This window comes from Bartonella sp. F02 (assembly GCF_026929975.1).
In the GTDB taxonomy this organism is placed as follows: domain Bacteria; phylum Pseudomonadota; class Alphaproteobacteria; order Rhizobiales; family Rhizobiaceae; genus Bartonella.
Genome location: NZ_JANHOK010000003.1, coordinates 1 through 12,908 on the forward strand (window position 1 = coordinate 1; position 12,908 = coordinate 12,908).

The following is a 12,908-nucleotide window of genomic DNA, read 5'->3' on the forward strand; positions in this document are numbered from 1 at the left end:
AAGTTTGAGGAAGTTAACGGCAAGTTTGAGGAAGTTAACAGCAAGGTCGATAATCTTGAAAAAGAAGTTGACAGCAAGTTCGATGATTTGAAAGACGATGTGCAGAATCAATTAACTGGTATGTCGACTGCATCTGTTCATTACGATACAGATGAAGAGGGCAACAAAACTGGTAAAATCACTTTACAGGGTGTGTCAAAATCACGAGATAACGGTGTTGATAGCACGCTAAATGGTGATAATGAAAGTGAACCTGTTGTCATTGACAATCTTGCTGATGGAAAAATTGCTGAAGACTCAAAAGAAGCAGTAAATGGTGGTCAACTTTATAAAACTCGTGAAGAACTGATGCAGTACACTGACAACAAAATAGATGAAACAATGAATCATTTCTTGAATGAATCTATGGATGAGGTTGTTAAGAAAACTGAACAGTATGTTGATGAAAAGTTTAGTGCTTTAAGTTATGATATTAAAGCCGTGCAAAATGAAGCAAGGCAAGCTGCAGCTGTTGGCTTGGCAGTATCTAACTTACGTTATAACGATACACCAGGAAAACTAAGTATTGCGTTTGGTAGTGGTTTCTGGCGTAGTCAATCTGCACTTGCTTTTGGTGCTGGTTATACTTCTGAAAATGGAAATATCCGTTCTAATTTGTCTGTAACCAGTTCAGGAGGACATTTTGGTATAGGTGCAGGAATTAGCATAACTTTGAATTAATAAAACTAATGATAAAAAATTGTAATATCATAGTATATTTTGCTTTCGCCCTTGTCTTATTAGGCAAGGGCGAAAGCCGTGCTAATGAAAAAGAAAATATTTATACAGTCCATCCACCACAATTGTCTGTTCCTCGTGGAATTCCAGGTGAAACGCGTCGGATTATTGCTCAATTTCATAATTGGACTTTGATTTGTGATGAAAATAAAACCATCAAACAGGGTATATGTAATGTAACTCAAACTATCCATGACCAAAAAGATAATACTATTTTTAGTTGGTCTCTTGTTACGACGAAAAATGGTAAACCGGTCATGCTGTTACGAACATTGCCAAAAGCTGATACGGATGTTCCTATTAAGATATTTATAAGTGGTGTTAAAAAACCGATTTATGTTCGTTATAAACAATGCAGCCAAACAGTTTGTTTAGCGCAACTTCCTGTAGAATCTATTTTAACAAAACAAATAGAGGAGGATAAAGATGTACGTATTTCTTATCAAATTAAAGGGGGAGAAATAATCTCTTTTATTGCACCATTTAAGGGGCTTAGAGAAGCAATTTCTTCTTTATGAGAATAAACAGTGTAATTTTTTGAGTTCTTAATCGCGCAATCCTTGGGCATTTGTATGCGATGAAGAAAAAATCTCTTCTTAGATGAGAGAACTTTTTGTAAATATTAAGTTATAATAATCCGTTTTGAGTACAATAAAAATCAAAACAAATATTTTGATAAGTCGTTAAAATTTATATATTTAACGTGATCTGTAAAAATTTTTATTTAAATTTAAATTATAAATAGAGTTAAAAAATATTTCTTTGAATTTTTCGATTCATTAATGATTATTATCTCATAATATCCTTCTTTTTAGCATTTATTTTGATATAAAATAAAGAGATAGTCAGATAAAAAAAGGCTATCATATTGTCTTTCTATTAATTATTCCGTGCGGCACTGTTATTTAAGGTTAATAATTTAATAGAATAATTTTTGCATTTGCTTAGTTAATAAAAGATACTTAGAGGGTACAAAATAAACTCTGTATATTATGATTCAAACAAATAAAAATAAAGAAAGGCAAATAGTGCAAGTATGAGAAGCTTGTGCAGTCATTATGATAGGAATGTGAATCATGATTCTTTTTTATTGCAGATAGAGATCTGTTCTATTTCTACTGGTAAAAAGAACTGTAACCAAAAAAGGCATTGCAATCAAAATAAGAGTCTACTCAATTTTGGATATAACAAATGAATTGTGTGATTGAATGATTTTGAATGTCAAAACAAAAACTAAAAAAACATCTGTTGTGACACGTTTTTCTCAATTAAAAACTTCTCCTCTTTATGCAGCACTTGATTTAGGAACCAATAATTGTCGCCTTCTTATTGCTTCTCCCTGTGTGCCTGGGCATTTTCAAGTCGTTGATACTTTTTCGCGTATTGTAAGATTGGGAGAGGGGTTGGGAAATAGCGGTTATCTTAATCCTCAAGCTATGGATCGTGCAATTGAGGCTTTAAAAATTTGTCGTTTAAAATTAGAAAAAAATTATGTCAAATGTTCGCGTTTGATTACAACAGAAGCTTGTCGCTCTGCAGAAAATGGACAATATTTTATTCAGCGAGTTTTAGATGAAACTGGCCTAGAATTAGAAATTATCAATCGAGAAATGGAAGCGCGTTTTTCTGTTTTAGGGTGTAGTGCGTTAGTTGAGCCAAGTGCTGAGGCGATTGTGCTTTTTGATATTGGAGGTGGATCATCAGAAATTGTGCTTCTTGACGTTTCTCAAAAGTGTTCTTTGTATTTGACTGAGAAAATTACTGCTTGGACATCTCTTCCTATTGGTGTTGTGACACTTGCTGAGCGTTTTGGAGGACAGAACGTTAGTTTAGATGATTTCGAGAACATGAAAAATTATGTCCGAGCTCTTTTAAATAATTTTTCAGACCGCTATAAGTTAGAAGTTTTAGTGCAAAGCTCGAGATTTTATCTTTTAGGAACTTCTGGAATAATTACGACTTTGGCTGGAGTATATCTTAATTTAAAACATTACAATAGGAAGAAAATTGATGGTCTTTGGATGAAAAGCACTGACATTACTCTTCTAACGAAACGTTTGTTGTCATGGGATATAAAAAAGCGTGCTAAAAATCCCTGTATTGGGCGTGCGAGAGCAGATCTTATTTTAGCAGGGTGTGCAATTTTAGAAGTGATTTTAGAAACTTGGCCCTGTCAGCGATTAAGAGTTGCTGATCGTGGGGTTAAAGAAGGAATTGTGATCGAGTTGATGTTGCATGATGGCGTATGGAATTCTTATAAAAGAGATATTTCAAGCGCCGGAAGTGATTAAAACGTGGAGATAATAAGAGAGTATGAAAAAAACAACATCAACAGGTGGACGTGGTGGTTCAGGATCGCATGCATTATACCAGCGGGTGAGAAAAAAAGCAGGAGTGATTAAAGCATCATCGCGTCGGTGGTTAGAAAGACATTTGAATGATCCTTATGTTCATCAATCAAAAATGGATGGTTATCGTTCACGTTCTGCTTATAAGCTGATCGAAATTAATGAGCGCTATAAAATGCTCAAGAAAGGTCAAAAAATCATTGATTTAGGAGCGGCACCAGGAGGCTGGTGTCAGGTAGCAGCGCATTTAGTACAATCGAATGATCAAAACCCTAGTGTGGTTGGTATTGATTATTTACCTATGGAGCCTCTGCCCGGAGTTATAATGCTGGAAATGGATTTTTTGCATGATAATGCTCCACAGCAATTAATGAATGCTTTGGGGACAAATCCGGATGTTATTCTTTCTGATATGGCAGCACCAACAACCGGTCATCGTCAAACGGATCATTTGAGGACAATCTATTTATGTGAGGTCGCTGCTCATTTTGCTATTTCTGTTCTTAAACCTGGTGGACATTTCTTAGCAAAAGTTTTTCAAGGAGGAGCAGAGAATTCTCTTCTTACGACATTAAAACAGAATTTTAAAACAGTTCATCACGTTAAGCCGCCTGCAAGTCGAGCAGAATCTGTTGAACTTTATCTCCTAGCACTTAATTTTAAAGGAAGAGATATAAAGCAATAAGAACTTATATTAAAAAAATATGGAGCTGTGTTTTGAATTACAATACAAGATTTTGAAGAGTTTTTGATAACAGTATGTGCATTTTTTGTTTAGGGTGAAAAGCTGGTAAAGTGAATATATTTTCTATAAAATAAGTAAGGTTGATTCCTTGAAGTAGGTATTTCTATGAAATTTCTTGATCAGGCTAAAGTTTATATTCGCTCTGGTGATGGTGGAGCAGGAGCGGTTTCGTTTCGTCGAGAGAAGTTTATAGAATTTGGAGGTCCTGATGGAGGGAATGGAGGGCGAGGAGGTGATGTTTGGGCTCTTGTTGTTGATGGGCTTAATACGTTGATTGATTATCGTTATCAGCAGCATTTTAGAGCTAAAACAGGAGGGCATGGTAAAGGGCGTAATATGACAGGTGTTAAGGGTGATGATATTATCCTTAGAGTGCCAGTTGGAACACAAATTTTTGAAGAAGATAATAAAACGTTGATTTGTGATTTGACAGAAGTTGGTCAACGTTATCGTCTTGCAAAAGGTGGGAATGGTGGTTTTGGTAATCTTCATTTTACGACATCTACGAACCGAGCACCTCGTCGCGCAAATCCAGGTTTAAGTGGAGAAGAACGCGCACTTTGGCTCCGTTTAAAATTGATTGCAGACGGAGGGCTTGTTGGTTTGCCAAATGCTGGGAAATCAACATTTTTAGCATCAGTAACAGCAGCAAAACCAAAAATTGCGGATTATCCTTTTACAACTTTGCACCCTCATCTTGGTGTTGCACGTGTTGATGCTCGTGAATTTGTTTTAGCTGATATCCCAGGTTTGATTGAAGGTGCTCATGAAGGTATTGGAATTGGGGATCGTTTTTTAGGACATATCGAGCGTTGCCGTGTTTTGCTGCATTTAATTTCTTCTCAAGAAGAAGATGTCGCTAAAGCGTATCAAATTGTTCGTCATGAACTTGAAGCGTATGGTAATAGTTTGAGTGATAAGACTGAAATTGTTGCTTTAAGCCAAATAGATACTCTTTCTGTTGAAGAACGCAAAGCCAAGCAAGAGATTCTGCAGAAGGTCACGGGTCAACCTGTGATGATGTTGTCTGCAGTGAGTCATGAAGGTTTAGAAAATGTACTGCGTGCTATTGCACATGTTATTGAAGCAGCATGTGAAAGTGATGTTAATGAGGATGAATAGGGCTGATTAATGGCAGTGGGATTGCAGAAACTTGAGCAATACAAACGCATTGTGATTAAAATTGGTTCTGCTCTTTTGGTTGATCCTCAAACAGGCTTACGTGTTGAATGGCTTAAAAGTTTGATCACTGATATTGCAGTATTACACCAAAAAAAAGTTGAAATTTTATTAGTTTCTTCTGGTGCAATTGCTTTAGGGCGAACGTTACTTCATCTTTCTACCGGGTCTTTAAAATTAGAAGAGAGTCAAGCTTGTGCTGCTGTAGGTCAAATTGAACTCGCTAAGGCTTATGGGGATGTTCTATCTCAAAATGGGTTAAAGATGGGTCAGATTTTACTCACACTTTTTGATACCGAAGAACGTCGACGTTATCTTAATGCACGCGCTACAATCAATACACTTTTACGCTTTGGAGCAGTGCCTGTTATTAATGAGAATGACACTGTGGCAACAAGTGAAATTCGTTATGGTGATAATGATCGTTTAGCTGCGCGTGTTGCAACAATGATGGGATCTGATCTATTGATTCTTTTATCAGATATTGATGGTCTTTATACGAAGTCTCCTCGTTTAGATCCGCAGGCGGAGTTTGTTCCTTTTATTGCATCAATTACAAGCGATATTGAAAAAATGGCAGGAGTTGCTGCTTCAGAATTTTCACGAGGAGGTATGAAAACAAAGCTTGAGGCTGGAAAAATAGCTAATTCTGCAGGAACGGCTATGATTATTACTTCTGGTAAACGTATGAATCCCCTTGCCGCAATTGATCGTGGGGAGCGTGGAAGTTTTTTTGCTGCAAGTGAAAAACCGGTTAATGCTTGGAAAACGTGGATTTCTGGGAATTTAGAGCCAGCTGGTATTTTAATGATTGATGAAGGAGCTGTTAATGCACTTAAATCTGGTAAGTCATTATTAGCCGCAGGTGTTATAGCTGTTGAGGGCATATTTCAGCGTGGAGATACAGTTGCAATTATTGATCAAAAAAGAATTGAGATTGCTCGTGGCCTTGTGAGTTATGATAAAGATGAGGCTATGATTATTATGGGGCGTAAAAGTGAAGAAATAAAATCTCTTCTTGGATGTGAACCACATTCTGCTATGGTGCATCGCAATGATATGGTATTACGCTGTTTGACTTCTCCTATTTGAAAAAAACTATTTTTGTATTTTGGACTTTGATGATCACATGACTTTAGAAGAACAGATGAAAAATATAGGGAAAAAAGCACGACATGCAGCTCTGAGACTTGCTACTGTTTCTGATGAACAAAAAAGAAATGCATTAGAAATGATAGCTTTAAACATAGAAGCTCAATCAACTGAAATTTTATATGCGAATGATCAAGATTTAGCAAATGCCGTTCAGAATAATTTGACAGAAGCAATGATTGATCGACTCAAGTTAAATCAAGCGCGTTTGCGTGCAATAATAGAGAGTGTTCGTCAGATAGCTTGTTTGCCTGATCCTGTTGGACAAGTGATTGGTGAGTGGACACGGCCAAATGGGCTTCATATAAGTCGTGTACGGACGCCTCTTGGTGTGATTGGCATTATTTATGAGAGTCGACCAAATGTGACAATTGATGCAAGTGCTTTGTGTTTAAAATCTGGAAATGCTGCAATTTTGCGAGGGGGATCGGATAGCTTTTATTCTGCGCAGGCTCTTTATGCTGCATTGGTAAAAGGATTAGAGCAGGCTGGTTTTCCTCAAGATTCTATTCAAATGGTTCAGACAACAGATCGTAATGCTGTTGGTGAAATGCTTAAAGGTTTGGATGGAGCGATTGATGTGATTATTCCTCGTGGTGGAAAAAATCTTGTCGCTCGTGTTCAATCGGATGCACGTATTCCTGTTTTTGCGCATTTAGAAGGTCTATGTCATATTTATATTGATCAATCAGCCAATTTAGAGATGGCACGTGATATTGTGTTGAATGCGAAATTACGACGTACAGGTGTGTGTGGAGCTGTTGAAACAGTTCTCATTGATCGTAAGGAATTTAAAAAATTTCTGCCTGTTCTAACTGCTTTACGAGATAAAGGGTGTGAGATTCGCGCGACAGAAGATATTGTTTTGTTAATGCCAGAAACAAAACTAGCAAAAGAAGAGGATTGGTCGTGTGAATATCTTGATGCAGTTCTTTCTGTTAAAACAGTTGATGGTATTGAGGGAGCTATTGCGCATATTGAACGTTATTCATCAGGACATACTGAATCAATTATCGCTGAGGATATGGAAGTAGTGAATATATTTTTTAACCGTTTGGATTCAGCAATTTTGCTTCATAATGCATCGACACAATTTGCAGATGGAGGTGAATTTGGTTTTGGAGCAGAAATTGGTATCGCAACAGGGAAAATGCATGCGCGCGGGCCTATAGGTGTTGAACAGTTGACATCATTTCAATATCATATCCGAGGAAATGGGCAGGTTCGGCCTTGAAAAAGACAATTTTTCAATGGGAAAATCGTATGCCCTACGTTGAAAGATCTAATATTGTTGGTCTTTTTGGAGGGTCATTTAATCCACCGCATGCGGGTCATCTTCTTGTGGCAAAGACTGCAATTCAGCGTTTACAGCTCAATCAGTTATGGTGGATGGTAACGCCGAAAAACCCTTTAAAAAATTGTGCTCACTTACTTTCTTTACAGGAAAGAATACAATTAAGTTCTGAGCTTGTTGACCATCCCAAAATTCGTATAACAGGTTTTGAAAAAATGATAGGGAGTACAGCATCAATAGAAACAGTTTCTTATATTCTTGCTCATTATCATGGAGTGCGTTTTGTGTGGGTTATGGGCGCTGATAGTTTGGCGACATTTCATCTTTGGCGTCGATGGCGTAATATTGTATTGAAACTTCCTATTGCGATTATTGATCGTCCATTTGCACGTATGGCTGCACTGTCTTCTCCTATGGCACAAACTTATCGTTATTCTCGTTTAGATGAAAAAGAAAGCAAATTGTTACCTTTTATGAAACCACCAGTTTGGACTTATTTGCATGGACCTTTATCTTTTCAGTCCTCAACAAAGCTTCGATTGAAAGAGAATAATTTTTCTTGAACATTGTATAGGATTTTGCAATCCTATTGAGAATAGTTTTTTATATTATTGAATCATAAGAAAGGGTATTACTCTGGAAAGCGTTTCACAAAAACACTCCCGCAATATTGCTTTGGTAGAGGATGAGTTTTTTTCTTCTGCTGATAGTCTCAAAATTATTCTGAGCAGTTTAGAAGATACAAAAGCAGAAGATATTGTTTCTATTGATATTAAAGGCAAATCGTTTTTAGCTGATTATATGGTTATTGCTTCAGGGCGCTCGCAACGTCATGTTACAGCTGTTGCTGATCATTTGTTATGTACTTGGAAAGATAATAAGTATGGTACAGCAAGAGTGGAAGGACTGACTAACGGTGATTGGGTATTAATTGATACAGGAGATATTATTGTCCATCTTTTTCATCCAGAAACGCGCGCTTTTTATAATTTAGAAAAAATGTGGCAGACTTCGGATTGGGATAATATAAAGTCAGTTTTTATTGGAGAAAATTAATATTGATTTTATAATCTTTTGCTTGAAAAAACGTAAAAACATCAAAAGTCATATTGGGATAATCAATAAATGCTTAATTGAAAGAGGCAGAAGTTTTTTAATTTTTTTCAAGAAACGATTAGTTTATTTAATAGGCATTACACATAAAGAATGAATATAGTGGTTTTTGTCCATTATAGGACAATAATATTTTTTTGTGGCGAAGATATTTATAATTGAATAGCGGTTTATGAGTTACTTAAAGGCAAGTAAAAAGTTGTGAAGATTTTTTTTCTTGGTGTTTGATGATGAAGTCATAAACTAAGAGGTATGTGTATATTGTTCACAGCATAGCTTTATTCATTATGATAATTATTAATAAGTATTGATATTATCATTTAGCTTTTAGTACTTATTTGTACATTTAAATATGATTTTAGTTAAGATTGTTTTAGGTGATATGACTTAAAGCATGTGTGGTGTATGTGATTGAGTTTTACGGTCGAGCAAATGAAATGGCTTTGTGTGTATAAAAGATGTATAGTATCCATTGTGTTGGCATTAGGCATGGAGCTTTTTTCATCTGTATTATATGCTGAAGAGAGACCAAGTCGTGAATCTATACATAAAATGTTGACAGAGATTCACCAAAATATCTCTATATCAAAGGATCGTGTTTCACTTCTTACAAATCAGGTTGATCGTTTAAAAAAAGATCAGCATACTTTGACTGATGAATTAATTAAAATTGCCAAAGAAGAACGTGATGTTGCGCATGATATTGCTGAAAGGGAAGAAAAACTTAAGAAATTAATAGAACAACAGATGCGTGCGCGTCAAAAATTACAAAATCGTCAAGTTGAGTTTGCAGAAGTTTTAGCTATTTTAGAGCGAATGGGGTTAAATCCACCGCCTGCACTTATGGCTCGTCCAGAAGATGTGCTTGCTTCTATTCGCAGTTCTGTTTTACTAGGAGCTGTTATCCCAGACATGCAAAAAAAAACATTAACTTTAACAGCAAGTCTTAAAGAGTTAACCCATTTAAGTTATTTAATTACAGAAGAATATGAATCTTTAAAAATAAAAATGCAAAATCAAGCTGAGCAGCGGAAACATTTAGAATTATTAATTGATGAGAAAACAAAATTACAAAAAAAATCAGAAAGAGAACTTTTAGAACAGAAACAAAAAAATATTGATCTTGTTAAAAAAGCTCGATCGTTAGAAGAGTTAATTTTAGAACTTGAACATCAGTCACAAATGAGTTCTCATTCTTTAACACAAACGCAAACGAATGTGCAGTTACTCGAACGATTTAATTTTGAAAGTCAAAAGGGATCTTTGTTTTTTCCTGTTGCAGGAAAGAAAATTCAACGGTTAAATGGCAATTCACATACGATGATGCGATTTGGTGAAATGATTGAAACAAAACCAGATGCTGTGGTTGTTGCACCGGCTCGTGCTATTGTTGCTTTTGCAGGTCCCTTTCGTTCTTATGGACAATTAATTATTCTCAATGTTGGGCAGGGTTATCACATTGTTCTTATAGGGATGGCTAAAATTAATGTAACACAGGGACAAATTATTTTTGCAGGAGAACCTCTTGGACGAATGGGTGAACAATTTATTGCGAACACTGCTGCATTGGATATAGGCAAAAGCGCTCCAATGCTTTACATTGAGTTTCGAAAGCGGGGAAAGCCTGTGAATCCGACACCTTGGTGGCGAACTAAAAAATCGAGAAGGAACCAAAATGATTCGTAAAGTTATTTGTTTGGTTGCTGGGGTATTGCTCGGCGCTAGTGCAATGATTTCGGTGCAGACTGTTGCGGCGAATGATGAAGGGAATATTTATAAACAATTAGCACTTTTTGGTGATATCTTTGAACGGGTGCGTGCACAATATGTAACGGTTCCAAATGACAAAAAACTTATTGAAAATGCTATCAATGGTATGCTTTCATCACTCGATCCACATTCAGCTTATATGAATGCTGAAGAAGCCAAAGATATGCGAGACTCTACTAAAGGAGAATTTGGGGGTCTTGGTATTGAAGTGACTATGGAAAAAAACCTTGTTAAAGTTGTTTCTCCGATGGATGATACGCCTGCTTCAAAAGCGGGTATTTTAGCGGGAGATCTTATTTCAAAGATTGATGGCGTACAAGTGCATGGTCAGACATTGAATGAAGCTGTCAATAGAATGCGTGGTACAGTTGGAACCCCAATTACGTTGACAATTATCCGTTCTGGTGTTGATAAGCCATTTGAAGTCAAAGTGATCCGTGATATCATTAAGGTGAAGGCTGTTAAATATCGCGTTGAAAATGATATTGGATATTTAAGACTAATCCAGTTTTCTGAACAAACATTTAAAGATCTTCAGGCTGCAATTAAAGATATTCAGTCTAAAATCCCTAAAAATAATCTCAAAGGGTATGTTCTTGATTTACGTCTCAATCCAGGCGGTTTGTTGGAGCAAGCGATTAATGTTTCAAGTGTTTTTCTTGACAAAGGAGAGGTTGTATCAACGCGTGGTCGCAAGAAAAATGATGTGATGAGATTTGATGCTAAACCAGGAGATATGATCGATGGAAAACCCCTCATTGTGCTCATTAATGGAGGTTCAGCAAGTGCTGCTGAGATTGTAGCAGGCGCTTTACAAGATCATCGTCGTGCGACAATTTTAGGGACACAATCTTTTGGAAAAGGTTCTGTTCAAACGATTATTCCTTTAGGTGAAAATGGTGCTTTACGCTTGACAACAGCGCTTTATTTCACACCAGCTGGGACATCAATTCAAGGGACAGGAATTACACCAGATATTATTGTAGAGCAGCCGCTGCCTGAGAAATATAAAGGATATGATGTAAAACTTGGTGAGTCTGAATTAAAGGGTCATATTAAAGGAAAACAAGAAAATGAAAAAGGATCGGGCTCTGCTGCATTCGTTCCAAAAGATCCGAAAGATGATATTCAATTAAATGCAGCCTATAAATTGTTGCGAGGTGAAACGGCTAATGCAGCGTTTCCACCAGATTCTAAAAAAGATATTTTAAAGTAAGAGAGCAGATTAATGATTTATGTTTATTCACGTCTTTTAAGAGATCGTTAAATGGGTACAGTTGTTGATGTTACAATGCTTCCCTATCGAAAATGTGTTGGAATTCTTGTATTTAATCATGAGGGAAAGGTAGGGGTCGGCCGCCGTTTGATAAAGTCTCCTCACCTGAGTAATGAGCCATCCAAGTGTTGGCAATTACCTCAAGGGGGTATTGATCAAGGTGAACAACCATTAGATGCAGCACGGCGTGAACTTTATGAAGAAACTGGTATTCGATCAGTGAAATTGATTAAAGAAGCACAAGATTGGTTTTATTATGATTTTCCTCAAGAGTTAATTGAAGGCTCATTCAGTAATGAATATCGTGGTCAAATGCAAAAATGGTTTTCTTTTCAATTCATGGGAGAATTGTCTGAAATTGCTATTAATCCGCCACCAGACAATCATAAAGCAGAGTTTGATCGATGGAAATGGGTTGATATAAAAACACTTCCTTCAATTGTTATTTCTTTTAAGAAACATGTTTATATAAAAGTTGTGAATGAATTTCAAAATAGTTTTAAGCTTTTATAAAATTGATATTCTTGGTAAAAGGCTGTTTTTTTTTATGAAGATGCGTTATATCATAGGTTCTTGATCATAAAAAGAGAGTGATCTTTACTTGTATAGAATTGGAATATAAAATGAAAAAATTACTGAGTTTCTGCGTAATTTCTGCTTTTTTAAGCTTTCCCTTTTCTGCATTTGCGCAAAATGCTAAACCTCCTGCAGCAACATTGCCGAATGGAGCCTCTTCTCTCTCCGAGACTTATGGGTTATGGAGCGTTAATTGTGGGATACAAGAAGATAGGAAGGTTTGTTTTATAAATCGACAAGAAGTTAATGATCAGAATCGTATCGTTTTGGCTATGAATCTTGTGCTTAATTCTGATGGTATGGTTTCTGGTGAGCTGGTTGTTCCTTTTAATATTTTGGTTTCTAAACCTATTAATTTACAGGTCGATGATGGAAAGGCTATTATTGAAACCAGTATTCGAACCTGTGTTCCAACGGGTTGTATCGTTCCTGTAGCTTTTGACAAAAATTTTGTGACAGCTTTACGTTCTGGAAAGCGATTGAAGTTAGTAATGACAGCTGCGATTCCAGGTGAACCAACGTTGAATGATTTTTTCGTTCAGCTCAATGGTTTTAGTAATGCACTTAATCGTTTGGCAGCGTTACAGAAATAATTATGTAAACGGCCTTAAAGGCCGTTTTTAATTCAGATTATTTTTTTAAAAAGGCCATCACAGAAAAAATCAATAACTGTGTAAA

The 12,908-nt window shown here is 36.2% G+C and carries 13 protein-coding genes; all 13 read left to right on the forward strand.

Features of this window, described 5'->3' with window-relative positions; translation table 11 throughout:
• The coding region (locus tag NPY00_RS02850) for a YadA-like family protein (RefSeq protein ID WP_269020567.1) at nt 1-720 on the forward strand (720 nt) is incomplete at its 5' end.
• Between the two features lie 8 nt (nt 721-728).
• Nucleotides 729-1,295: an invasion associated locus B family protein gene (locus NPY00_RS02855; protein ID WP_269020569.1), complete on the forward strand. Its 567-nt coding sequence runs from the start codon at nt 729-731 to the stop codon at nt 1,293-1,295.
• 690 nt (nt 1,296-1,985) lie between these two features.
• Nucleotides 1,986-3,068 (forward strand): Ppx/GppA phosphatase family protein, encoded by a 1,083-nt coding sequence (locus NPY00_RS02860; RefSeq protein WP_269020571.1) that lies wholly within the window; start codon nt 1,986-1,988, stop codon nt 3,066-3,068.
• Nucleotides 3,069-3,090: 22 nt separating this feature from the next.
• Complete coding sequence (locus NPY00_RS02865; RefSeq protein ID WP_269020572.1) at nt 3,091-3,810, forward strand: RlmE family RNA methyltransferase; 720 nt, start codon at nt 3,091-3,093, stop codon at nt 3,808-3,810.
• Nucleotides 3,811-3,975: 165 nt separating this feature from the next.
• Nucleotides 3,976-4,992, forward strand: coding sequence for a GTPase ObgE (gene obgE, locus NPY00_RS02870; protein ID WP_269020573.1), 1,017 nt, complete (start codon nt 3,976-3,978; stop codon nt 4,990-4,992).
• Between the two features lie 9 nt (nt 4,993-5,001).
• Nucleotides 5,002-6,141: a glutamate 5-kinase gene (gene proB / locus NPY00_RS02875; protein ID WP_269020574.1), complete on the forward strand. Its 1,140-nt coding sequence runs from the start codon at nt 5,002-5,004 to the stop codon at nt 6,139-6,141.
• Between the two features lie 37 nt (nt 6,142-6,178).
• Nucleotides 6,179-7,435, forward strand: coding sequence for a glutamate-5-semialdehyde dehydrogenase (locus NPY00_RS02880; protein ID WP_269020575.1), 1,257 nt, complete (start codon nt 6,179-6,181; stop codon nt 7,433-7,435).
• Between the two features lie 29 nt (nt 7,436-7,464).
• A complete protein-coding gene (locus tag NPY00_RS02885; RefSeq protein WP_269020576.1) occupies nt 7,465-8,058 on the forward strand; it encodes a nicotinate-nucleotide adenylyltransferase in 594 nt (197 codons plus the stop codon).
• A 52-nt stretch (nt 8,059-8,110) separates the two neighbouring features.
• Nucleotides 8,111-8,551: a ribosome silencing factor gene (gene rsfS, locus NPY00_RS02890; RefSeq protein ID WP_269020778.1), complete on the forward strand. Its 441-nt coding sequence runs from the start codon at nt 8,111-8,113 to the stop codon at nt 8,549-8,551.
• A gap of 489 nt (nt 8,552-9,040) precedes the next feature.
• Nucleotides 9,041-10,294, forward strand: coding sequence for a murein hydrolase activator EnvC family protein (locus NPY00_RS02895; protein ID WP_442864027.1), 1,254 nt, complete (start codon nt 9,041-9,043; stop codon nt 10,292-10,294).
• Entirely contained in the window at nt 10,284-11,594 is a 1,311-nt protein-coding gene (locus tag NPY00_RS02900) for a S41 family peptidase (RefSeq protein ID WP_269020578.1), read from the forward strand. The genes NPY00_RS02895 and NPY00_RS02900 overlap by 11 nt, the downstream gene beginning before the upstream one ends.
• A 51-nt stretch (nt 11,595-11,645) precedes the next feature.
• Nucleotides 11,646-12,167, forward strand: a complete 522-nt coding sequence (locus tag NPY00_RS02905; RefSeq protein ID WP_269020579.1) for an RNA pyrophosphohydrolase — start codon at nt 11,646-11,648, stop codon at nt 12,165-12,167.
• 110 nt (nt 12,168-12,277) lie between these two features.
• Nucleotides 12,278-12,823, forward strand: coding sequence for an invasion associated locus B family protein (locus tag NPY00_RS02910; protein WP_269020580.1), 546 nt, complete (start codon nt 12,278-12,280; stop codon nt 12,821-12,823).
• The last annotated feature ends 85 nt before the right edge of the window (nt 12,824-12,908 follow it).